The organism is Mesorhizobium sp. AR07 (assembly GCF_024746815.1).
Lineage (GTDB): Bacteria > Pseudomonadota > Alphaproteobacteria > Rhizobiales > Rhizobiaceae > Mesorhizobium.
This window is the reverse complement of record NZ_CP080525.1, coordinates 2,365,558-2,386,507: the sequence shown is the minus strand read 5'-3', so window position 1 is coordinate 2,386,507 and position 20,950 is coordinate 2,365,558. Positions and strand designations below refer to the sequence as shown.

Annotated in this window: 21 protein-coding genes; 7 read left to right on the top strand and 14 right to left on the bottom strand. The window is 58.8% G+C overall.

Going from position 1 to position 20,950, the window contains the following annotated elements:
- Positions 1 to 17: 17 nt before the first annotated feature.
- Both BPNPMPFG_RS12110 and BPNPMPFG_RS12105 read right to left on the bottom strand, forming a co-directional pair.
- On the bottom strand, positions 18 to 620 hold the full coding sequence (locus tag BPNPMPFG_RS12110; RefSeq protein ID WP_258595584.1) for a general stress protein: 603 nt from the start codon (positions 618 to 620) through the stop codon (positions 18 to 20).
- A gap of 23 nt (positions 621 to 643) precedes the next feature.
- Positions 644 to 1,399 carry a DUF4142 domain-containing protein gene (locus BPNPMPFG_RS12105; RefSeq protein WP_258596728.1) on the bottom strand — a complete coding sequence of 252 codons (756 nt, stop codon included), beginning with the start codon at positions 1,397 to 1,399 and terminating at the stop codon, positions 644 to 646.
- Between the two features lie 271 nt (positions 1,400 to 1,670).
- On the opposite strand from BPNPMPFG_RS12105, the gene BPNPMPFG_RS12100 reads away from it, so the two are divergent.
- Positions 1,671 to 2,168, top strand: a complete 498-nt coding sequence (locus BPNPMPFG_RS12100; RefSeq protein WP_258596727.1) for a YciE/YciF ferroxidase family protein — start codon at positions 1,671 to 1,673, stop codon at positions 2,166 to 2,168.
- 1,138 nt (positions 2,169 to 3,306) lie between these two features.
- A complete protein-coding gene (locus tag BPNPMPFG_RS12090) occupies positions 3,307 to 3,522 on the top strand; it encodes a CsbD family protein (RefSeq protein ID WP_258596726.1) in 216 nt (71 codons plus the stop codon).
- A 31-nt stretch (positions 3,523 to 3,553) separates the two neighbouring features.
- Here the strand turns inward: BPNPMPFG_RS12090 and BPNPMPFG_RS12085 are convergent, their stop codons facing one another.
- Both BPNPMPFG_RS12085 and BPNPMPFG_RS12080 read right to left on the bottom strand, forming a co-directional pair.
- Positions 3,554 to 4,708, bottom strand: a complete 1,155-nt coding sequence (locus BPNPMPFG_RS12085; protein WP_258595583.1) for an AI-2E family transporter — start codon at positions 4,706 to 4,708, stop codon at positions 3,554 to 3,556.
- A 161-nt stretch (positions 4,709 to 4,869) separates the two neighbouring features.
- The gene (locus BPNPMPFG_RS12080) at positions 4,870 to 6,303 is read right to left on the bottom strand and encodes an IS701 family transposase (RefSeq protein WP_258596725.1); all 1,434 of its coding nucleotides are present in this window, start codon (positions 6,301 to 6,303) and stop codon (positions 4,870 to 4,872) included.
- Between the two features lie 211 nt (positions 6,304 to 6,514).
- Between BPNPMPFG_RS12080 and BPNPMPFG_RS12075 the strand changes: the two genes are divergently transcribed.
- Positions 6,515 to 7,696 (top strand): extracellular catalytic domain type 1 short-chain-length polyhydroxyalkanoate depolymerase, encoded by a 1,182-nt coding sequence (locus tag BPNPMPFG_RS12075; protein ID WP_258595582.1) that lies wholly within the window; start codon positions 6,515 to 6,517, stop codon positions 7,694 to 7,696.
- A 108-nt stretch (positions 7,697 to 7,804) separates the two neighbouring features.
- On the opposite strand, the gene BPNPMPFG_RS12070 is transcribed toward BPNPMPFG_RS12075, so the two are convergent.
- The 4 genes from BPNPMPFG_RS12070 to BPNPMPFG_RS12055 all read right to left on the bottom strand — a co-directional run bounded on the left by BPNPMPFG_RS12070 (position 7,805) and on the right by BPNPMPFG_RS12055 (position 10,987).
- Complete coding sequence (locus tag BPNPMPFG_RS12070; RefSeq protein ID WP_258595581.1) at positions 7,805 to 7,981, bottom strand: hypothetical protein; 177 nt, start codon at positions 7,979 to 7,981, stop codon at positions 7,805 to 7,807.
- A gap of 212 nt (positions 7,982 to 8,193) precedes the next feature.
- The gene (locus BPNPMPFG_RS12065) at positions 8,194 to 8,445 is read right to left on the bottom strand and encodes a response regulator (RefSeq protein ID WP_258595580.1); all 252 of its coding nucleotides are present in this window, start codon (positions 8,443 to 8,445) and stop codon (positions 8,194 to 8,196) included.
- A gap of 121 nt (positions 8,446 to 8,566) precedes the next feature.
- A complete protein-coding gene (locus tag BPNPMPFG_RS12060) occupies positions 8,567 to 9,484 on the bottom strand; it encodes a hypothetical protein (RefSeq protein WP_258595579.1) in 918 nt (305 codons plus the stop codon).
- A gap of 213 nt (positions 9,485 to 9,697) precedes the next feature.
- The gene (locus BPNPMPFG_RS12055; RefSeq protein ID WP_258595578.1) at positions 9,698 to 10,987 is read right to left on the bottom strand and encodes an NRAMP family divalent metal transporter; all 1,290 of its coding nucleotides are present in this window, start codon (positions 10,985 to 10,987) and stop codon (positions 9,698 to 9,700) included.
- 945 nt (positions 10,988 to 11,932) lie between these two features.
- Here BPNPMPFG_RS12055 and BPNPMPFG_RS12050 point away from each other — a divergent pair.
- Together BPNPMPFG_RS12050 and BPNPMPFG_RS12045 are read left to right on the top strand one after the other, a co-directional pair.
- Positions 11,933 to 12,148 carry a CsbD family protein gene (locus BPNPMPFG_RS12050; protein ID WP_258595577.1) on the top strand — a complete coding sequence of 72 codons (216 nt, stop codon included), beginning with the start codon at positions 11,933 to 11,935 and terminating at the stop codon, positions 12,146 to 12,148.
- A gap of 547 nt (positions 12,149 to 12,695) precedes the next feature.
- Positions 12,696 to 14,252, top strand: a complete 1,557-nt coding sequence (locus tag BPNPMPFG_RS12045; RefSeq protein ID WP_258595576.1) for a sensor histidine kinase — start codon at positions 12,696 to 12,698, stop codon at positions 14,250 to 14,252.
- A 422-nt stretch (positions 14,253 to 14,674) separates the two neighbouring features.
- Here the strand turns inward: BPNPMPFG_RS12045 and BPNPMPFG_RS12040 are convergent, their stop codons facing one another.
- On the bottom strand, positions 14,675 to 14,920 hold the full coding sequence (locus BPNPMPFG_RS12040) for a DUF768 domain-containing protein (protein ID WP_258595575.1): 246 nt from the start codon (positions 14,918 to 14,920) through the stop codon (positions 14,675 to 14,677).
- 96 nt (positions 14,921 to 15,016) lie between these two features.
- Between BPNPMPFG_RS12040 and BPNPMPFG_RS12035 the strand changes: the two genes are divergently transcribed.
- Positions 15,017 to 15,187 (top strand): hypothetical protein, encoded by a 171-nt coding sequence (locus BPNPMPFG_RS12035; RefSeq protein WP_258595574.1) that lies wholly within the window; start codon positions 15,017 to 15,019, stop codon positions 15,185 to 15,187.
- Between the two features lie 301 nt (positions 15,188 to 15,488).
- Here the strand turns inward: BPNPMPFG_RS12035 and BPNPMPFG_RS12030 are convergent, their stop codons facing one another.
- Both BPNPMPFG_RS12030 and BPNPMPFG_RS12025 read right to left on the bottom strand, forming a co-directional pair.
- Positions 15,489 to 15,878: a hypothetical protein gene (locus BPNPMPFG_RS12030; RefSeq protein WP_258595573.1), complete on the bottom strand. Its 390-nt coding sequence runs from the start codon at positions 15,876 to 15,878 to the stop codon at positions 15,489 to 15,491.
- A gap of 76 nt (positions 15,879 to 15,954) precedes the next feature.
- Positions 15,955 to 16,140, bottom strand: coding sequence for a hypothetical protein (locus BPNPMPFG_RS12025; RefSeq protein WP_258595571.1), 186 nt, complete (start codon positions 16,138 to 16,140; stop codon positions 15,955 to 15,957).
- A 435-nt stretch (positions 16,141 to 16,575) separates the two neighbouring features.
- On the opposite strand from BPNPMPFG_RS12025, the gene BPNPMPFG_RS12020 reads away from it, so the two are divergent.
- Positions 16,576 to 16,908: a hypothetical protein gene (locus BPNPMPFG_RS12020; protein ID WP_258595569.1), complete on the top strand. Its 333-nt coding sequence runs from the start codon at positions 16,576 to 16,578 to the stop codon at positions 16,906 to 16,908.
- 28 nt (positions 16,909 to 16,936) lie between these two features.
- On the opposite strand, the gene BPNPMPFG_RS12015 is transcribed toward BPNPMPFG_RS12020, so the two are convergent.
- Genes BPNPMPFG_RS12015 through BPNPMPFG_RS12005 form a run of 3 tightly spaced genes read right to left on the bottom strand, consistent with a single transcriptional unit; the run spans position 16,937 to position 20,765 of the window.
- On the bottom strand, positions 16,937 to 19,000 hold the full coding sequence (locus tag BPNPMPFG_RS12015) for an AAA family ATPase (protein ID WP_258595567.1): 2,064 nt from the start codon (positions 18,998 to 19,000) through the stop codon (positions 16,937 to 16,939).
- Complete coding sequence (locus tag BPNPMPFG_RS12010; protein WP_258595565.1) at positions 18,997 to 19,527, bottom strand: hypothetical protein; 531 nt, start codon at positions 19,525 to 19,527, stop codon at positions 18,997 to 18,999. The genes BPNPMPFG_RS12015 and BPNPMPFG_RS12010 overlap by 4 nt, the downstream gene beginning before the upstream one ends.
- On the bottom strand, positions 19,527 to 20,765 hold the full coding sequence (locus tag BPNPMPFG_RS12005; RefSeq protein WP_258595563.1) for an SIR2 family protein: 1,239 nt from the start codon (positions 20,763 to 20,765) through the stop codon (positions 19,527 to 19,529). Before BPNPMPFG_RS12005 ends, BPNPMPFG_RS12010 begins: the two co-directional genes overlap by 1 nt.
- Between the last annotated feature and the right edge of the window lie 185 nt (positions 20,766 to 20,950).

Here is a 20,950-nt window from a genome sequence, read left to right as displayed (position 1 = left end):
GTGGCGAGGCCGATCGATCAAATCCGGTTGGCATTTCGCGGACGTCCGCGCCCGATTTCATTTGAGGTGTAATCCTCCGCGTCGGCGTCAAATCCGGTCCAGCCATCCGCCTCATAGTTACTGCGACGCTCAGCCAGGTTGACCGACTTCGATTGACCGAGGATTCGTTCGGCATCGACGACAAGTTTGTCGTCGACCTTGGCTGTCACCAACGTGCCGCCGCGGCGCACGCCCTCGGCATAGACGTGGGCGTCCTTTTCGGGAACACCGGAATCAGTGAGCGCACCGACAATGCCGCCTGCGGCACCACCGACCACGGCGCCGCCTACTGCGCCAACAGCAGTGGCGGCCAGCCACCCGGCGGCGACAACCGGACCGACGCCGGGAATGGCCATAAGACCAAGCCCGGTCAGCAATCCTCCGGCGCCGCCGACAATAGCGCCGAGGCCCGCACCACCAACCGCGTCATCCGCAGCCTTTGATCTTTCGTTGTCGTACCAGTCGGTCGAATTGTTGGCGACGATGCTGATATCGGCGTGCGGAATGCCGGTTGCTTCCAACTCGCGCACCGCATCGACTGCGTCGTCATAGTTGTCGAATAGTCCGGTTACGGTTTTCATCTCTTGTTCTCCTTGATGTCGGTTCAGTTGGTGCCGGCAACGACGTTGCCTTGATAATCCAGCGCCACGGTTGTGTTCTTGCCGTCCTTGGTCGCCTGACCGCGCCAGATCCCTTGGTCGTCCTTGGTGAGCTTGGACACCTCCGAGAAGCCCGCTTTCTGGATGCGGCTCTTGGCCTGGTCCTCGGTAAAGCTGTTTGCGCCGGGAACGGGAGCGGCGGCACTTGAGGTGTCGGTCGTCGTCACGGCGGGCGTGGTCGAACTCGTGGCGGAAGACTTGTCACCCACTGTGGATTTGATCTTTTCGATCATGTCCTGGTGCATCTTGAGCGTCGGGACGGTGGCTTGGGCAAACGCCTTCAGCTGCGCGTTATCGCCGTCCTTGGCATAGCTCTCAAACAACTTGACCGCATCGGAATGCGCATCGCGCTGCATCGCCACATAAGACCCGTCGAATGGATCCTTGCTATTTTGCAGAGCGTCCAGATCGCTCTTGTGCTTGGCGTCGAGCTCCGTCGGCACCTTCAGCTTCTGTTCGCCCGCGATCGCCTCAAGCTTGGCGTTCGCCGCGCCATGATCGCTGATCATCTTTTGCGCCAAGTCCTTGACGCTTTGATCCTGGGCTTTTTGCTCAGCGATCTTGCTCGAATCCACTTCGAACATTCCACCGGCGGCGGCCTTGTCAACAAAGTCTTGCGCGCTGTCGGCGGCGAAAGCGGGCAAGGCGAAGGCCATAGCCGTAGCGATGGCCAGCGAGGCTACAAGTAGACGTGTTTTCATGGGTTCGGTCCTTGTTGGGCACAAATATGCTATGGACCCTAACCAGCTCCTGCCGGCTTTGTTCCAGCAGGCAGCGAGATTTGATGACATGCCAGCGGTCGCAATTCTTCTCGCCCGGCCGTTCGGCTGGTGCAGAAATTTGCCATTAAGACGCATGCGCCCAACGACCAGGAATGAGATTGCCCCAGGCGGCGCACCGATCACGCTGATTGCAGGGAACGTTTTATCAGACCGCTCATTGTTGAGCCGAGGGAAACCGATGGAGACGACAATGGCAAAACCAAAACTGCTTGCAGACCTTTTTCACGACACGCTGAAAGACATCTATTTCGCTGAGAAGAAAATCCTCGCAACCTTGCCCAAGATGGCGAAGGCAGCCCAGAGCGCAGATCTCAAAGCCGCCTTCGACAAGCATCGCACTGAAACTGAAGGGCACGTCGCCCGCCTTGAAAAGGTGTTCGCCATCATCGAAAAGAAGCCGCAGGCCAAGACCTGTGCAGCAATCGTCGGCATAACCGACGAGGGCGCGGAAATCATGGAGGAATACAAAGGCTCGCCGGCGCTTGACGCAGGGCTGCTGGCCGCCGCGCAGGCGGTCGAGCACTATGAAATTTCACGCTACGGCACGATGCGGACATGGGCCGACAAGCTTGGACTGAAAGACGCGGGTGCGCTTCTTGAGGCGACGCTGAAGGAAGAAAAGGCGACCGACGAGGCTCTGACTGGCATCGCGAAAACCGTCGTCAATCAGCAAGCAGAAGCTGCCTGACCCGACACGAGGCCTGCGTTCAGCGGGCCTCCTTTTTCGGAGGTTTCAACGGCAAACACCCTAGCCGAGACCCGTCGCATTTCCGATCACGAAGTTCTGCGCATCACCGATCAGACTGATGTCTCCCCACAGCAGGCCAAGGAGCTTGCCAAGGAGGCACTACAAAGCCAAAGGCGAGCAGGAAGCCTGGAAGACCAAAATACGAGGGCTGACGCTTGAATACCTCTCGCATTGACAGCGATCGAAACGAGCACGCAACGCGCGCCGCACAAACGGCAATCGACGGGCATAAAGGCGGCTCGATTGAGGGAGCTCCGACTGGCGCATCAGGCACTTGCCCACGCCCCCCGAAGGCACAACGGACGATCGGCAGAAGGTGCGTTAGGTGGACGCTCCGGCCAACCCAAATCTGCCAAGCCAGCCTTCCACTTGGTCTGTAAATACGTTTGGAGCCCTAGACGCGGCGCATTGCCATCGAACTTTCGGCCCTGTCGTGACAATTCACAAATCGAGGCCCCACGCCGGGCCTCAGCTTCATTATTGTCGGACGTGCCGAAGATCAGTCCATTTTCTTGGCAGTCATCGCCTCTTTGGCCATGGCCATCGCTTTCATGGCCACGGTTTTCTTGGCCTAGTCGGTCACCGTCAAATCTCCCTCGGGATGCTCGGCCATCCAGACGATTAGGTCGTTCATACGGTCCGACGCGCCAGCCTGTGCCTCTAACCCCGCCGAAAATTGTGATTGGCCGCCCGGACGTCGAAGGAACAGAACCAATTCTCGCACAACGGCAAGCGCTGCCGCTCGTCCAAAGTCCGCCTCAATGTGTCGTCGCCCGCCGACCATCGAGCAATCCGGCTGCGGCAAGGGCGAACGCCCGCGTGCAAACACTTCCGATCCGCCGGACCTTGCCTGACAGGGATGACCGCGCCGTAGCTTCGATGCGGGCGTGCCGCTGGTGGTGAAGCCGCCGCGCGACGATCAAGCCCTCGTGCTCCTGATCCCCTTATTTAGGCCCGACGGCCCAATGATCTGCCCGGACCACCGTGCTGTCGATCATCGGCGAGAGTGGAACCTGCTGTCATGGTCTGCGTTCACCAAATGCTCACTCAACGAATTTCAACCACAGGAGCGACGATCATGGGAAGCACCAGTGATAAAGCAGCCGGCATCGCCAATCAGGCGATCGGCGACGCCAAGCAGGGGCTTGGCAAGGCCGTAGGCAACGATCGGCTTCGCGGCGAGGGCGCCGCACAGGAAGCCAAGGGCAAGGTCGAGAAGGCGGTTGGCGACGCCAAATCTACAGTAAAGGATGCGGCCAACAAAGCTGCGGCGGCAATCAACAAAAAGCTCTGAAATTTGATGAGACGGGTAGACCTTCGAAGGCCTACCCGTCTTTTGTTTGTTCGTCGCTCTCGTCTACTGCTGGCACCAAATCATGCTGGGCTGCCAGAAAATTTCCCAGGTGCTGCAGAGCCTCGAAGTGATCGCAGAAGACCTTGATTACGACGAGTAGGGGCACGGCCATGACCGCACCAACAAAACCCCACAGCCACGACCAGAACGCGATGGCGATGAATATTGCCACGGGGTTGATCTCAAGTCGTCGGCCGACGATCGTCGGCGTGACAAATTGGCCTTCCAGCACGTCGCACAGAAGTACAAAGGCCGGAGCCAACAGCGCGTAGGACGGACTGTCAAAGCTGATCAACCCTATGACTGCAACCAGAACGATGGTGATCAGAGCACCAATGTAGGGCAGGAAGTTCAGAAGGGCTGCGGCTGCACCCCAAAGCAGGGGATTGGGCATGCCAAGCGCCCAGAGGCCGAGGGCGACAACGGACCCCAGTCCGGTGTTGATGACCGCAACCGTGAAAAGGTAGTGCGAGATCTCACGCTCGACATCATAGGCGACCTGAAGCGCTCGTTTCTTATCGCTGAGCTTGGGAAATGACTGGATGATCTTCTCGTAGAACATGGTTCCGGAGGCGAGAATGAACAGCGACAGCCCGAAGATGATGGTGATGCTGGTGCCTGCCGATAGAAGGCTACCAGCAGCCTGCGAGACAATGCCAGACGGAGCGACCATAACTTTCTGGACGTCCGTTTCCTGCGTTGCATCGGTAGCGCTCTCAACCTGATGCGAAATCTCGATGAAACGTTCAAAGGGTTGTTTCAGCTCGGAAAGCCGTTCGCTGAGCTTTTGGCCGATCGAAGGCGCATTATTGATCAACTGGACAATCGGATCGCTTAAGAGATAGCCCGCGCTGGCGACAGCGCCGACTGACAATAGAACCAGCATCGTCGCCGACACAGCTTCCGGCACGCCATGCTTTTTCAGGAAGCGAACGACTGGCCTCAATGTGAGCGCAAGCAGGAACGCCAGGATAACCGGCATGAAAAAGTCCCGCGCAAAAAACAGGGCCTCGACCACCATGAAAATGAATATTCCGATCAGCAGAGACCGGATCAAACGCGTATCGGCATGCGAATTGGGGGTGGCTGACTCTCCTGCGGGCATCCGAGCGGATTCGATTTTCATTGGGATCCTCCAACGCGCTTGAATGGTCGCCATCCTACTCGCTCTGCTGCGGCACAGTAAGAAGACCGTGGGGAGCTCACGTACATCGGGGAGGGCCTATGCTCTGCCACGGTCGACATCGCGATGCGGGCATCGAGAGCGGGCACGTCAGGCGCCTAATACTACTGTGTCATAAATTGCGAGCCTGACGCGGACTGTCCATTGCCCTTATGCAGCACGGACATCGTTGCAGACGGTTGGCCAGGGCCACAGTCAGGCGTCGCCGGATGGTTGGGATCGAGGTCGGGACGTGCCGCTCTGGTCGGATCGGAGGATCCGCGGGGTCGATAACCGTCGGGAAGACCAGGTGTTTGGCGGCCCTGGGCGCGAGTTGGAGTTGAGGGGGGAATCGTCTCCCTCAGAGAGACCAAGAAGCCGTAGGCGGCGATGCAGAGGCTGGCGTGGTGGTGGAAGCCCCGCCACCCTCGGCCTTCGTAGTGGCCCAGTCCCAGTTCCTGCTTGAGTTCCTGATAGTCTCGCTCGATCCGCCAACGCAGCTTGGCGGCGTCGACCAACTGGGTGATCGTAGCGTCGGCCGGCAAGGTGGAGAGCCAATACTTGCTCGGCTCGACCTCGCCTTCAGGCCACTCTATCAGGAGCCACTCTTGGGCGTGAGCCTCGGGCCGATTGTAGTCCCTGGATGCCGGCCGCAAGCGCACGGCGGCGAAGCGGGAATTGAGCTCGGTGTTGGTTCCTTCACGCCAGGCGATCGTGCGCCAGGTCTCGGCGTCGAACTCCTCGGCCAGGGCCTTGGCCGAGACCGGCTTGTGATTGTCGGTACGGCCGACTCGAGACGGCGGCCGGCCTCTTCCGCTCCAAGGCTTGGGCGGCAGCGGGCTCTCGCCTGGGCGCCAGACGCTGAGTGTGGGCTGAACGCCGACAGCATAGGTCAGATCCAGTTCGGACAGGCCCGCGCGGAACCCGCCGTCGGCGCCATATCCGGCGTCGGCCAGAACCACGCCGGGCGCGACGCCTTCGGCCTTGGCCGTCCTGATCTGCTCGAGCGCGATCTGTGGCTTGGTCCGGAACGAGATCTCTGCCGGAATCTTGGCCTTCTTGCGTTGTTCCGGATCCTCCGCCCAGCTGTGCGGGAGATACAATTCGTAGGCGATCGGAAGCGAGGCTGCGTCATTTGCGATCGATAGGCTAACCGCAATCTGACAGTTGTCCTGCTTGCCCAACTGGCCGCAATACTGGCGTGCTACGCCCACCGAGTGCTTGCCTTTCTTGGGAAAGCCCGTGTCGTCGACGATCCACGCCCGGATCGGTCCACGCTGCTCGATCTGTGGAAGAACCCAGTCGCGAACCCGCGCTAGCAAGGCCGCGTCCGACCACGGCGCCTGTCCCACGAAATGCAGCAGAGACTGATGCTTGGCCGACACCCGCGACGGCGCCGTGACGGCCGCCAACTCCACGCTCTTGCGCTCCATCGGCATCAGAAGTCCCAGGCAATCATCCTTCAGCGGCTCAGCTCGGTCGGCGTGGCCGATCACCCCGATCAAAGCATCGACATAGGCGTCGAACGCGGCTTCACTCTCGGCTGTCCAGTCGGGCATGGCGGGGGTGCTTCCCTGATCACGAAGCAGCACCCTAACAAATCCGCAACCAGCGCGAATCCCCCCCGCAGCCGCGACTTTCTGACTCAGTAAGACTAATCCAATGCGAGAGAATGATTTCGCCTTGTCATTGTGCAGTGCAGCAACGATATGCTGCATGTGCGTTCCTGACAGATTCTTGTGCGTTGACGCCGACCAAGAGGAAACCGACATGCGATCGATCTCCGATACGATTTCCCGACTGCAGCAAGGACGTGCTCGGCGTTGGCCGGGAGAGGTCCAGCACCCCAGCCGTTTGTCGGAAATGCACAGTTTCGGCACCAATCCAGGTGCCCTTCGTGCCAATGCATACGTTCCGGATGTTCTGGCTCCCGGCGCTCCGCTTGTGGTTGTCCTTCACGGCTGCACGCAGAACGCGGCTGGGTACGATCGGGGCGCCGGGTGGTCGCAGTTGGCTGACCAAGAGGGATTTGCTGTATTGTTTCCGGAGCAGCAACGCTCCAACAATGCAAACCTCTGCTTCAACTGGTTCGTGCCGGACGACATCAAACGGGACTGCGGCGAAGCACTGTCGATCCGGCAGATGATCGAGGCCATAGTCAATTCACATGGCCTGGACCGCAAGCGTGTGTTCATCACGGGGCTTTCGGCTGGGGGCGCCATGACTTCGGTCATGCTGGCGACCTATCCGGAAGTGTTCGCCGGCGGTGCGAGCATCGCCGGGCTAGCCTATGGCAGTGCAAAGACCATACCGGAAGCCTTTGACCGCATGCGGGGCCACGCCGGTCCGTCTTACGTCGACCTTCCGGCATTGGTGCAGTCCGCCTCATCGCACAAAGGGCCATGGCCGTCCGTGTCCGTCTGGCAAGGCCTTGCCGACCATACCGTAGTGCCGGCAAATGCGGACAGTGTCGTTTCGCAATGGCGCGGCGTGCACCGGCTAAAGGCCACGCCGACGCGCTCTGAGGTCATTGGCGGTCATGAACGGCGCGTTTGGACAGATGCACAGGGAAGAGACGTCATCGAGCAATACAGCGTTGTAGGAATGGGACACGGGACGCCGCTCAAAACGAAAGGGGAGGACCGTCTCGGCACTGCCGGGCCGTTCATGCTGGATGTTGGAATATCCTCCACACGATCCATCGCCAGGTTCTGGGGGATCTTGAAATCCGAGCCAGGCGACAAGGCCAAGGACAAGCTTGCAGCGACAGCGCCCAAGGCAGTTCCGGCGCCGACTTCAGGTTCCGAATTGCGGGTAGGCATCGATCCGGGAAAACACCAACCAGCGACCCGCCTTATGAACAATACCGCCCCATCTGGCATGGAGGGTCAGCCAAATGGCGTGAAAGAGGTGATCGAGCGTGCTTTGCGGGCAGCCGGGTTAATGCGTTAGGCCGGGACTGAAGTTATTCAGTACATCTTTCTCATCCGACCATTCTCTCGGGGACTGATCCTGTCCGGATGCCGAAGATCTGTCCTCCACAACGGCTTGCGTGACTATTTAATCGGCAATGCCGCCCTCCCGATGCCGAATGGCATGGATGATCGCGTCGTAGACGATTCCGATTTCCTCGTCGATCTCGGCGCTGGTGATGCCTTTGGCATGGGCAGCCCTCATCGCCTCATCGGCGAGATCTGTAATCACCAGCAAGGGGTCGTCGATCGGCCCGGTTGGCATGTGTACAGATATCCATTTGTAGAGAAAATCAACGCCGCGTGTACTCATGACGAAACAAGCTGGTTGCGGAAATTAAGTTCCTAGCATTGATTTGACGAGGCTGACCAAAGCTGAAGGGCTGGCTGGTTTAACGACCTTACCTAAGCTGAACACATCGTCGCGGTGAGCCAGACGATCGCCTGTGTGGACGATGAAAGGTACGCTTTGCGCGATCAGCGTTTTCGCACCGCAACGCAATGGCCGTCCTTCGACGTTATTTCGAGGACCGCGGCATCCGGCCTTTGATCTGCCAACCATCGTTCGGCCTCGCCGCAGGATGTGGCCAGCGCGACTAGGTAGCCAGCATCTGAAAGCGCAACCTCCAGGTCCATCGCGATCAAGAGTTCTTCATCGAGCACGAGGACCACGGGTATTTTCATGGCGTGCGCCTTTGTGAAAAGACGAGCTTGCACGGAGGAGTCCAAGCAACTGTCCATGACTGCGTCACGGCAAACGAGGGTTTGCGGGCCGGGCCGGCTGCTGGGAGGCTGAATTGTCAAAGCCCGGCGCGAAGCCGAACTTTGACGGTAATCGAGTCAGACCGCGTTAGCGACGACTGGTCAGGAACACAGCTTCCTCCTCGTCGCGCTGTCTGCCGCCAAGTGCTGCCGCGGCGCTGGCGACGAAGGCGCCGATGATCAGAGACAGCGCACCGAGAAGCGCAAAAGTGGCGCTCGCCTTCCTGGCGGTGTCGGCAGCCTGCTTGGCCTTTACCTTCGCGTCTTGCACTTTGGCGAGGATAGCATCAACGCGCGCCTTGGCATCCGCTTCCGACAATCCCGTGCGCGCCGCTACCAGTTGCGATAGGTATGTCTTGTCATCGGCCGAAACTTCGCCTGTGGCAGCGCTGGCGATCAGGATGCGCGATGCCTGTGCCGTTGCCGACGTATCGCTTTGCGGATTGGCGGCGGCAAGCTTGGCCGGGTCGGTGGGTCGGAAAAGCGAATCCACGAAATAGGATGTCGCGTTGTCCGCCGCTCCGCCAACGTTTGCCGCTGCACCCGCCGAAGCGCCCATGGCGGCCCCCGAAGCGACGGTCGACACCGCCTGCACGCCGGAGCCGATGGCCGCTGAGAGAGCCGAGCCGAGCACACCGACGACGAGCAGCGTTGCGAGTGCCCAGGCAAGGAAGCCGTGGGCGGTATCACGGAAATAGACTTCATCGGTGTGGATGCCGGCCCATTTGGTGCGCAGGCGTCCGGCAAGATAGCCGCCGACGCCCGAGGACAGCCATTGCACGACGATCAGCCAGACGGCGGTGGACACAGCGAAGGTGGTGACCGAGGCACCCGAACCTGACCAGGGCGAAACCATTGTCAGTCCAAGGCCGGAGCCAAGCAACATGAGAATGAAGGTGAGCGTGCAGGCCGCGAACGCGCCAGCGATGATCGGCCCCCAGGTGACGGCGGTGGAAGAGGATTCCGTGGAGGGGGAAACGTCGACCCCCGAGAGGATTGTTTGCATAGCTGCCTCCTATCGGGCGAAGAGCATGATGAGAATGATGATCGGAATCGGAATTCCGAGCAACCAGAGCAAGATGCCGCGTCCCATGATAGCCTCCCGTTACTGTGTTACGATGCAGTAATAATTCGGTGATCGGCCTTTCGTTCCGTGTCCAAATGGAGAGGTCATTTGCGATCAACGATTTGCCGTATGGCAGAAGGGCATCGGGACTAATTACCAGAACAGCTGGAAGATCATGACCACAGCTGCCGCCGCCATGACGGCAGTTGCGAGCCAGCCGACCAACCGCATCGCCAGCGAAACCGTGCTTGTGCCCATGACCTCTCGCCGGGCCGTCATCAACATCATGATCGCCATCACGGGGACCGCGACTACACCATTGACCACCGCGCTCCAGTAAAGGGCTTTTATCGGATTGATCGGGGTGAAGTTGAGAGCCGCGCCGATGAGGGTGGCCACCGCGATTGTCCCGTAGAAGGCCTTCGCCTCCAGTGGCTCGCGCTCCAGCCCGGTTGGCCACTTTCGCGATTCGCCCAGTGCATAGCCAGCCGAGCCGGCCAGGACAGGGATGGCGAGCAACCCGGTGCCGATTACGCCGAGCGCGAAAATGAAAAAGGCGAAAGAGCCGGCAACTGGCTTCAGGGCTTCTGCCGCCTGGCTCGTGGTTTCGATGTCAGTGACGCCGTTGGCGTGCAGGGTAGCTCCGGCGGTGATCATGATGGCGAGCGCGACGATGTTGGAAAACGCCATGCCGACATAGGTATCCAGGCGGATCCGATCGATCGCGCCTTGCGCTTGTTCTGGGGCACCTTTGAGCGGGTCGCGTTCCGGCTTGGCCTTCATGTCTTCCACCTCTTGGGAGGCCTGCCAGAAGAACAGATAGGGACTGATGGTGGTCCCAAAAATCGCGACTACCGCGGTCCAGAACTGGGCATCCGAGGTGAATGTGGGGATGAACAGACCTTTCGCCACCTCATTCCAGGGAACGTGAACCACCATCGCCGTTCCGAAATAGGCGAACAGCGACAGCGTCAGCCATTTCAGAACAGAGACATAGCGGCTGTATTTCAGGAAGACCTGGAGAACGACCGACACCGCCCCGAACAGAACGACGTAAACAAGGAGAGGCCCGCCTACGATCAGCCGTAAGGCGTCCGCCATGGCGCCGAGATCGGCACCAATGTTGATGGTGTTGGCGACGAGCAGGAGGGTTACGACGGACTGCAAAAGCCAATTCGGATAGTAGAGCCGCATGTTGCCCGCGATGCCGCGGCCGGTGGTACGGCCGATCCGCCCGCTGATTTCCTGGACGACCGACATCAGCGGGTAGCTGAAAAGCATCGTCCAGGTCAGGGCGAATCCGAATTGGGCGCCAGTCTGCGAATAGGTGGCAATGCCGCTTGGATCATCGTCGGAGGCTCCAGTAATCAGTCCCGGCCCTAGCACGCCGAGCAGTCGCGGCTTCGACGGCCCCACGACTGGATCGCTTTGTTTGGTGTCCATTTATTGCCCCCTCATGATGAAATCTGTCTAACAACTCGGCATGTCGGAAAAAGCTCCACGCTTAGCCGTTCCGGCGTGGTTGGTAGCACCCATGGCAAGTGCCCGATTGCGCGGGAACAAAATTGCCAGTCGAAACTGCCTTGCGAAGGTGCCAGTTCAACAGGGTCACTTTGCAGTTCGTCGACACCATGCGTGGAGGCGCAAAAGGAGCTTATATGAGTTTTTCGGGTAGTATTTCTCAGGACTGATCAGAGCGAAGCCACATCCGACGACGGGCGATATGCGGAAGAAGACGTGGGGCGCTGGCCCTGCGATTGCCACCCACTGAAAGGATGCAAAACCACAGCTCCGACTGGACAGAATCCAAAAAGCTGCAAAGACGAAGTAAAATGGTGCAGAACTCCCCGATGAATGGATAAGAGGCTTAACCGGCAATGGCCCGCGCCTCTGTTGCAAGACGCGGGCCGGCCGGTTGCCGTACCGACCAGCACCGAACACTGGATAGAATTTCACTGCCCTCAGTCAGAACAAGTTCCGGGAAGGAATGTTCCGGCTGGCACGGTGAATCCTTTGATATCTCAATGCCCGGCGGCGGGGGTCCCAAAAGATGGTTAGGGAACACCCACACTACTACTTTGCCGCCTTGCGGCTTAAAGTAAGTTCCGGACTAAGCTGCTTCTGCTCGTTGATTGACACGGTCGTGGCGATGCCCGTCATGGCTTCGTCGGTCCCCTTCTTCGGAAGCGTCGCCTTTTGAAGCCAAGTTCTTTGGCCCATGTCCGCATCGTGCCGTAGAGGTTTGCAACTTGAGGCGGTTGTGGACAGTGCGATGGCATACGCCGCATCGATCAGGCGATCGTTCAGAGGCACAGAATAACGATGGGGAGGAACCGGAACGACAGCGGTCCGTTATAGCCTGTCAATTCATCCTTCAAGGAGTGAATCATGGGTAGCACGAGCGACAAGGCCAAAGGCCTCGCAAATCAGGCAGTCGGGGACGTCAAGCAAGGCGTCGGAAAAGCTGTCGGCAACGACCGCCTGCGGGCAGAAGGTGCTGCGCAGGAAGCCAAGGGGAAGGTCCAGAAGGCGGTGGGCGACGTCAAAGGCGCGGCCAAAGACGCCACCAACAAAGCGGCTGCAGCAATCAACAAAAATCTCTGACGGGTGTCAGTCACTGGCAAAAGGCCGGCGTTGCCTCGCCGGCCTTTTCTGCAGACCGATCCTCCGATCAGATTTCTGTCCGCTTCGCACCTCGCACCCCAGACCCAGCTGTATGCGTGGAGCGCTGCTCGTGGCGGCTCCGAGACTATGTGGCAGCAGCCCGATTCTTGCCACAACTAAATCTCTTGTGCTTGAGGTTGGACGGCGGCGGCCGAGGTCGCCGTGCCGCGCGATCTGTCGGGGCCATCCTGGACATCATGGCCAGTCGCGCCGCCTCAGGCTGGCCCATGTTGACGACGGCCGCACCCCAACCCCCGCCTCTCCACAGGCGAAGTGCGCCCAAAATCCGCCCGGACAGGGCAAATCACCACCGAGGCTCGGGCGCAGACGGGGGCAAGGGCACAACCAGCAAAAAATCGCAAAGAGGAGGTGCGCGACGGGCGTTTATCGGGCAGATTGCCGCTCAACTATAGGCGGATTGGCCGGCTATCTGGGGAATTCCGGCTTAACGTATTTTTCCCTAAGCGCATTGGGTGAGATCTGAGGAATGGTGGATGTAGCACTTCCGGAACCGGCGAACCTCATTCCTGAAAACGAAGCGAAGCGGATTGAAGCCGTTCGACGGTACGATATTCTTGACACTCCTCCCGATGGCGCGTTCGATCGGATCACGGCCATTGCCGCACGCCTGTTTGACGTTCCTATTTCAGTTATCAGCATCGTCGATCACGACCGCATCTGGTTTAAGTCAGCCCACGGGATTAGCACCACCGAGATCGGCCGTGACCCAGGCTTGTGCGCTTCAGCAATCTTGCGGGATGAGCCTCATATTCTGTCCGATGCAAAACGCGACGTTTACGCGTTGGCCAATCCGCTTGTCGCAGGTGAATTCGGCCTGCGCTTCTATGCTGGCGTGCCGCTGCGGACACACGACGGGTTCAATCTTGGCACTCTCTGTGTAATTGACAGGGAGCCTCGGGAAATCGGCCAGGAAGAAATCGCTCATCTCAATGATCTTGCCTCCCTGGTCATGGATCAAATGGAGCTTCGGCGATCAGCGCGAGAGGCATTCGCCGCTAAAGACGCCATGCTCGTGAACTTGCGCGACAGCGCTGGACGGTTTCATTTCCTGGCTGAGTCTATGCCGCAGAAGATTTTCACCGCTAAGCCCAACGGCGACGTGGATTACTTCAACCGCCAATGGACCGAGTTCACGGGGTTGAGCTTCGAGCAGATTCGCGATTGGGGTTGGCTGCAATTCATCCATCCCGACGATGTGGAGGAAAACATCGTGCGGTGGAAACACTCGATCGAGACCGGGGAAGATTTCGAGCTTGAACACCGCTTCCGCCGTTATGATGGGGTCTATCGATGGCATCTAAGCCGCGGCCATGCCATGCGGGATGCTGCCGGGAACATATCCATGTGGACCGGCTCGAACACCGAAATCCATGAGCAGAAAGAACTGGCCGAGACCCTGCGGCAGCGCGATGAGAGGCAAAGCTTGCTGCTCCGAGAGATGAACCACCGGATCAAGAACCTGTTCACGGTCACCGGTAGCGTGGTGGGGCTAAGTGCGCGTTCGGCAGGCACTCCACAGGAAATGGCGAAGGCGATCCGAGGCAGGCTCGAAGCACTCGCGCGCGCGCATGAACTCGTGCTGCCAACCGGCGCTGTAAACGAGAGCACACGGGCGACAACCATTGATGCGCTCGTCCGAGCCATTTGTTCGCCGTACCTCGACCTGGAGCGTGCTGACCGTTTCTTGTTCGATGGCCCGCCCTTGCCGATTGGTGGGCAAGCCGCCACAAGCGTCGCGCTCGTCTTGCACGAGCTGGCGACGAATGCCTCCAAATATGGGGCCTTGTCGTCTCCGAGCGGACGCGTTGCTGTCGATTGGTCCCTGAATGATGGCGAATTCGTGCTGACCTGGAAAGAACGTGGCGGACCAGCCGTTGAAGGTTCGCCAAGCGGTCAAGGCTTTGGCAGCCTGCTGGTCAGCCGAAGCGTGGAGGGTCAGCTTGGCGGGACGACCTTCTATGATTGGAAACCAGAGGGCGTTATCGTTCGCCTCTCGGCTCCGGCGGAAAGATTGGCGGAATGAAAGATTTTATTTATTCGCACGTTTAGCGTGACAGGTGTCGTAGGCGCTGCGCTACTCGAAGTACAAGTTAAATCCGTGGAGGGTCTCATACCTCCCCACGATGATTTTCAGTTCGCCCGAAGCTTGATCATGATGTCGCTCAGTGGAATCGGCTGGTGATAAGGCTGACAATCGCGAAAGGACGCCTCAAGCGCCCGATCAAGGACGGGATCTGGGGTTGTGCAGGCGGGTGTTTCACTCTGGACATTAAATCCGACCTAACCTCAATGGCTCGCGTCACGATGTAGCGCTCTTCGACAACGAGACGAATCGCCGAGGCGTCACATTTCTGCGTATTGAGCACATCCCGGAGGGTGGCGTTTCGTAGCGGCAAATGCAACTCGGCTCCAGCGGTAAAGACGACTCACTTTTATCCTGGGCTATCATCCTGTCTCTCTTCCAACTACGTCAGTCCCCAAGCCAGCGTCGTGATGAACGATCGCATCAAGGATCGCCTCGTAGACGCTTCCAGTGTCTTCCTCGATCTCGTTGCTGCCGATGCCTAACGCTTTGGCGTCAGCAAATAGCTTGTGGGTCAATTCGCTCACGGAGATGATATCCGCACCGGCCGTCTCGGGCAGGTTGTTGCTAAGCCACTGATGAAAAAAGTTGGATCCGCGTGCGCTCATGGCTGTGATACGCACACGGCTAACTTAAGTTCCAACTCTCGCGACCAAATTTCCGGCACCGGCGTTATGTGCCGTCGAGAAATTGGAGGTGACGCGATGGCTGCCGTTCTTCCTGTCAAAGTGACCTTTGTGGGTGGGTGGACTGCGATCGGTTCATCAATCGGCGAGGCCACAAAGGCCCTCGACAGCCAATGGCGGAACAAGAAGGAAATCAACTGCCAGAACGCGGCTCGAATGTTGGCCTATGTGAGGAACATGAACGCCTAGGTCGGCGTTGGAAGCGTTTAGGAAGGCGTCGCAGGCCCAACGGTTAGCCGAGCCAGTCGGACGCGGCAGATGCCGTTGCATGCTCGATGACCTCACTGCACCGCTCAGATGATGGATGCCCCGGAATGACAAAAGCTTCATTGCATATGCTCAAGGGCATAGGCTATGTTATCTCAATGGTGAGCGTGATCCTCTTGGCCATCGTAAGTTGGTCGAGCGCTTCGAGAAGTTTCCTCCTGCTCGCCTGTCTACTCGGCGGTGCCACCGCGTCGATTGTCGGAATGTTCTGTCGTTGGCTATCTTATGAGATCGAAAAGCGTCGGGAAGGGAGATAGCCCCATTTTTGACGGCCGGAAGAATCGGTCGATCGGGGTGATTTTCGTCTTTTTTGGGGGGAAATACGGGGCGATTCCGTGATCGTTGATAGGGCGATCTCCGGCCGGCGGGCTTTCTTCGCGTTGGCCGTTTCCATTAGTCCTGAATGTCGCGCAATGGTTTCGTGCGGGGCAGTGCTTTCTTCAAGCCCGTGATCGACCCGATGTCGACGGTGACCGAGCCGCCGAGGCGTTTCGATTGAATACGGGAATTTATAGGACGGAATGCTGACTCGGAGGCGACCGTTGTCCAGCCGCTTGATGACGGTGATAGCAGGCATCACCTCGTCGCCGATGTCTACGTAGAGCGATGCCACGAGATTGGCGTGTTCGTCAACGGATCGTCCAACGACCACAAGACCTGATCGACCCAATCCGTGCGAGTCTCTCCCGTCAGTTCGATTTGTCTTCTTTTGCAGCGGCCGGGTTTTGGCCAGTGGCCGCGGTGGTCTTGGCGTCCTTGGAGTGCGCGGCCATTGCGGGTCCCGCCCCGGTGGCCTTGCGCATGTCTCCGCTTACCTTCTTCCCGTGTCTTGTCTTTTGGCTGAGGCCAGAAAACAGTTTGCCGAAGAAACCCATTATGTTCCTCCTCTTTTCAATGGCTGCAACTCCGACGGCCGCTTGGCTTCATTTCATCGGACGGTCACTGCCCCATAACACCCGTGGTGAAATCTTGTTCCCAACCGCTCGCAAAACGCGTCGCTATCCATCCGGCGATGGGACCAGCCTGCTGTCGCAGGAACAAGTCCGCGCAGGAGTTCTTCATTCAGATCATGATGTTCGGCCGCAGTGTTTCCTGTAAGGAAAAAGCGCTCGCCCTTCGACTAGGTGAATCGCCACGACGTGGTTAATCGTGAAGCCGCCTCCCGACCGCAGGAGGGTCGGCATGCAGGACCCCTTTGTGGTCTATCTACGGGCAGTATAGGACTGCCAAGCTGCTGCGGGTCGGGGTCCTGGGTACCTCCGCACCCTTGAAAGGTGCTATCCACGGCGACGGAACTTCGCGTTCACAGTTTGCCAAACCTGCCCGAGCGTATCGCCGAACTTGCGGACGAAGCCGATCTCGACGAGGAGCCGGACAGCCATTTCGACATGATTTCAAGCGCGCTCGATAAACTCGAAGGAATTTCTCCTGATGACGAAACCGCCGATCTAATCAACGCTGCCCGCAGGACGATCACCGCACAAACAAAGAGAGTTGCCGAGCGAAAGGAGGAGCGAGACAGCGAAAAGGACGATAATGCGGACTGGACCCAGATTTCTGCGGTATCCGAGAAAACTGATGCCCCATGGAACCAACGATCGGCAGCGCAGACGCGCTCGATATTCGACGACGTCGACCAGTGAATCACGACGCCGCGTGGTTAGCTTTCGATCAGCTAACGGCCTGAAGTCCCGAACCTCTCCGCAAGACGTCGACTGCCATAGGTGGGATTGCAGCCGCCACAGCTACAACTGCCGCACCGTCAGGGCCTAAGTCTATGTCGTAGCGACGACCAGGCTCTTCGGCGGTACTCGGCAATCGTCGGCATAGCAAATCGGCGAGGTCTGCGTCCTCGACCGCGCAAATAATCTGACGCCGATCTAGGCGGAATGCAGCCAACACCTCCACGAGCTGTAGAGCCCTGAAGTCGTCAATATGCTGTACCGGGTCGTCAAGAAGCAGCGTTCGCCACGGTGTCCAAGCGCGGGCCAAATGAACTGACAACAAAAACGCCAGGCCGGCAGCGCGACGTTGACCGCTGCTGAATACAAACTGAGGATTGAGATCGTTTCCGACCTTCAGGCTGAGGAAACGACGGACATCGCCGCGAACGCGATAGTCAATCGTCCGCCAGGCTGCGTGTGGTCGCAGGCGTTGGTAGAGTTCGTTCAGGAGTGGGCTGATCTGCGCAAGCCGTTCATCAATGATCTCCGCGCTGACGCGCCGCACGGCGCGTTCGATGACCTTGGCTGAGGCGACCGCAGCTTGTGAAATCGCGATTAGATCGGCAGCAGAGTCGACATCAGTCCGGAGCGCCGCGACCTGGTCTTCCAAGGCGGCGATGCGGGAAACCGCTTGTGAAGCTTCGAGTGTCAGCAGAGCACGCTCAAGATTGATCAACCGATCCCGCTCCGCGAGCAGCTCATGCTCGAGGCCATCTGCATCTTGGGCAAACTGGAAGCCCAGATCGTGAAGACCGAGAAACTCCACATGGGCTTCCTCGCGCGCTCGCAGACGAGCCTCTTCCTCATCGAAGGCGGCAGCTTGGGCCTGAGCTGCAGCCAACGACTGACGACGTTGCTCCGCCGCTGCGGCGATCACCCTCAGAGCATCGCGGGCCTGGCTGACGCCCGAAGCTAGTGTTTCGATCCTAGCGCGCGCGATCGCCAAGCCAGCAGCGAACTGGTCGTGGGTTCTAGCTGCGGCACACAACGGACAATGATCGTCGTGGAGTCCAAGGCGTTCACCATGCTCCACGAGCAGGGTCAATGATGCCGCAACTGCGTCGGCCTGCTCTTCACGCGCCAGCTGAAGCTTGGCGTCGGCCACGGCGTTGTCGGCGGTTTCCTTAACGACAGTTGCGTTCGCGAGCGCTTGACGTGCCTCTGAGCGCCGCTGGACATTGTCAGGTGATCCGAAGGCCTGACGAAGAGCGGAGACTTCTCGGCCCATCTGGACAGCTTCTCCCATTGGGCCAAGCCGAGCTCGTCGGTCTGCGAGCATACGTCTTCCAGCCGCCAAGCGACTCAGCAGGTCGGAGGATCCATCTTGCGTGACGGCACTAAGGACCTGCATAGCGGCCGCGACGTCGCCTGCGCGTGCCGCCGCATCCTGAGCTTCGGAGAGTTGGGTAAGCCTGTCCGCTAACTGGCCACGAGCAGCTTCATAGATCTTATCCGACTTATCTTGGCTGGCCTCGGCGCTCGCCAACACGTCCTTGGCTTTCCCGCCGAAGTCAGCCCCCTCGACAGCTCCAAGCGCGGACCGAACGAGTTCGAACCGCTCGGTCTCAGTAAGATCGAGACTCAGGGCAGCAATCCATTCGTCGCGAATGATCGACGTCTTGCACAGCTGGATGAGGGCGTCGTCGGGGGCCGGCCCCGAGCACAACACAGCTCGCACCTCTTCATCGGTCCGATTGGACCCGGTTTCCCGTGTGCGAGTGATATCGAATAGAGTGCCATCATCTTGAATGAAGACCGTGGTGACATAGTGAGCCGCCGGCGTCCCATCGCCACGCCACCAGAGATAGTCACTGATCGACTCCTTGGCGGATGTCTCGACCTTGTACTTGTCGATCTTGCCAGTTAGGGCAAACTCCACTGCGTCACACAGTGTGCTCTTGCCCACGCCGTTTCGTCCGCTCAGAATGGTGAAGCCGGCTCCAAAGGCGATATGGAGCTTGTCGCGGAAGCCCCGAAAACCACAGACTTCCACAGAATGCAGTCTCATCATTGATCCCCCAGGATGCGCGCGACGTCTTCGGCTTTTGTGGACGCTAGGAACGCTGTGACTGCGTCGGCCGGAATGTCCTTTAGTCGGGATCGAAGGCGAGCTTCGAAATTCGCGTCGCCAAGCAGCGGCTGGGCCTTCACGCCAATCAAGGGAAGCAAAACACGCTCAACATCTTGTGGCGTACGAACGGCGGTTCGGGCGATCTTCCGGGCAAGCGAAAAATCTTCCTCGATGCGCTCAACAGCACGCTGCTCGTGCGGCGAGGCCTGCTCGGCTGTCAGGAAGATCGAGTAGACATTCCAAGCCTTCAAACCCGCTGAACGAAGGGCGGTGCTGTGGCGCGCGAGAACCGTCTGCTGATCAATCTCCCACCTTCGGATCAGGTCCGCTCCAGAATCGAAGACGTGGACGAATCCGATCACCGTTTGATTTTCAAAGCAGGCCACCAACGGCGGAGAGCCGGTCCACGACCAGGTTTCATAGCCCGCGTCGCGCAGGACAATTTCGGCTTGGGTTTGGATATCCATCAAACGTTCAACTCCGCTCTGGCGCGCGTTGTATCCAGCCATGCTCCCCCGGCTGCAGGCCGAACGACACTTCCCACCTGACCACGCCGAACCACATTGGCCGGGACACCAAGGTCGGTCGCACCGACTGCTACAACTACATCTGCCGCCGGTAGTGGTGGGGCTTCGACAAACCGAGACTGGATCTTGCTTAACAACGCTCCGGCGCCATTTAGCACTCGGATCGTCCGGCCGTTCAATTCATATCCGTTGGGGTGCTCTTGTGCGCCGGCCCTACGCAGTAAGAGGTGGAAGTAGCCGAGCACCTCACAATTGATCGGGTGGAGTTGGGCGGCTGGCTCCCCGGCCGGAACGCCTTCGGCATCTCGGCGCCAGCCATAAAGTGTTTCAGAATTCTGGTCGGAGACCTCAAACCAGTTAGGGTCGCCTTGGCCGCCGATGTCATCTTCGAATGCGGCTCGGCCAGCGTTAAGCATCTGGCGGAGGAAGTTCCTTGAAAATGCGCGGCGCAACTCATCCAGGACATCGGCACCGGACTCGCGGAGATGTTCAAAGGTGACATTGTTGCCATGTGCGAGCGCCCAAAGATCCGGCGCCTTCTGTTCAAGCTGCTGCGCATCGGACAAGTCGACGACAGTTACTGACAGAGGCGCAACATCCTTTAGTGCTGATCCAATGACGGCGTTGAGATAGGTCCAATCCGACCAGAAGCCGACCACAAGAAGGTCGCGCTGCCGCAGGTTGGCAGCCATCCAGGTTTTGCTCTTCTCGATACGCGCAGCGATCTTCGGCTCTGCCAGTTGCGACGGCGCCCAGACCGTGAAAAGTCGATCTTGAAGAGCACATCCGTGAAACTTGAGAAGCGGTCCTTGCTTTGCGGCTTGAATGTTCGCTTCATCCCCATCCAATGACCCACGAAAATCGAAGCCATTGTCCCACGCGGATCGTTCGATCAAGGTGTCATAGTTCGTCGAAATGCCTGCGGTGAATGCCCGGGTAATCAGGAAGTCTGCGATTGCCGCATGCCCTGGGTTGGACGGCCTGGTGAACGCCTTCCACGGTACTATGCGCTCGATGAAGACCGACTCCAGAGTGTTCATTCCAACGAAGTGCTCGGCAAGTCCCTCAAGGTTTTCCCGCAGCGCAATGTCACAATTGGGATCAGCCGTTAGGCGGTATTCGTCAAAGCACATTTCAGCAACCCGACGGGCGGAAGGCAAATTGCTTGGCGGTGTCATGGAAAGGCCCGCACCGCAGACGACCACCAGCCGTCCAGCGTTCATTGAGGCGAGCAGCTTAGCTTGAATCTCAGGGGGCAAGACTTGTTCTCTGATTGAAAAGACCGTTCGTCGTTACAACAGTATCGAGTAGTAATGTGCGTCTCTTAATATTTTTCCGAGCGTTCTTCCCACGGAATGCAGTG

What these genes read in the sequence shown, in the direction of transcription:
- BPNPMPFG_RS12040 (WP_258595575.1), bottom strand. Translation starts at nt 14,920, where the DNA reads ATGAGCGCACGCGGATCCAACTTTTTTCATCAGTGGCTTAGCAACAAC.
- BPNPMPFG_RS12060 (WP_258595579.1), bottom strand. Translation starts at nt 9,484, where the DNA reads ATGCAAACAATCCTCTCGGGGGTCGACGTTTCCCCCTCCACGGAATCC.
- BPNPMPFG_RS12100 (WP_258596727.1), top strand. Translation starts at nt 1,671, where the DNA reads ATGGCAAAACCAAAACTGCTTGCAGACCTTTTTCACGACACGCTGAAA.
- BPNPMPFG_RS12005 (WP_258595563.1), bottom strand. Translation starts at nt 20,765, where the DNA reads ATGACACCGCCAAGCAATTTGCCTTCCGCCCGTCGGGTTGCTGAAATG.
- BPNPMPFG_RS12085 (WP_258595583.1), bottom strand. Translation starts at nt 4,708, where the DNA reads ATGAAAATCGAATCCGCTCGGATGCCCGCAGGAGAGTCAGCCACCCCC.
- BPNPMPFG_RS12045 (WP_258595576.1), top strand. Translation starts at nt 12,696, where the DNA reads ATGGTGGATGTAGCACTTCCGGAACCGGCGAACCTCATTCCTGAAAAC.
- BPNPMPFG_RS12015 (WP_258595567.1), bottom strand. Translation starts at nt 19,000, where the DNA reads ATGATGAGACTGCATTCTGTGGAAGTCTGTGGTTTTCGGGGCTTCCGC.
- BPNPMPFG_RS12025 (WP_258595571.1), bottom strand. Translation starts at nt 16,140, where the DNA reads ATGGGTTTCTTCGGCAAACTGTTTTCTGGCCTCAGCCAAAAGACAAGA.
- BPNPMPFG_RS12055 (WP_258595578.1), bottom strand. Translation starts at nt 10,987, where the DNA reads ATGGACACCAAACAAAGCGATCCAGTCGTGGGGCCGTCGAAGCCGCGA.
- BPNPMPFG_RS12070 (WP_258595581.1), bottom strand. Translation starts at nt 7,981, where the DNA reads ATGCCAACCGGGCCGATCGACGACCCCTTGCTGGTGATTACAGATCTC.
- BPNPMPFG_RS12110 (WP_258595584.1), bottom strand. Translation starts at nt 620, where the DNA reads ATGAAAACCGTAACCGGACTATTCGACAACTATGACGACGCAGTCGAT.
- BPNPMPFG_RS12075 (WP_258595582.1), top strand. Translation starts at nt 6,515, where the DNA reads ATGCGATCGATCTCCGATACGATTTCCCGACTGCAGCAAGGACGTGCT.
- BPNPMPFG_RS12035 (WP_258595574.1), top strand. Translation starts at nt 15,017, where the DNA reads ATGGCTGCCGTTCTTCCTGTCAAAGTGACCTTTGTGGGTGGGTGGACT.
- BPNPMPFG_RS12010 (WP_258595565.1), bottom strand. Translation starts at nt 19,527, where the DNA reads ATGGATATCCAAACCCAAGCCGAAATTGTCCTGCGCGACGCGGGCTAT.
- BPNPMPFG_RS12050 (WP_258595577.1), top strand. Translation starts at nt 11,933, where the DNA reads ATGGGTAGCACGAGCGACAAGGCCAAAGGCCTCGCAAATCAGGCAGTC.
- BPNPMPFG_RS12105 (WP_258596728.1), bottom strand. Translation starts at nt 1,399, where the DNA reads ATGAAAACACGTCTACTTGTAGCCTCGCTGGCCATCGCTACGGCTATG.
- BPNPMPFG_RS12090 (WP_258596726.1), top strand. Translation starts at nt 3,307, where the DNA reads ATGGGAAGCACCAGTGATAAAGCAGCCGGCATCGCCAATCAGGCGATC.
- BPNPMPFG_RS12080 (WP_258596725.1), bottom strand. Translation starts at nt 6,303, where the DNA reads ATGCCCGACTGGACAGCCGAGAGTGAAGCCGCGTTCGACGCCTATGTC.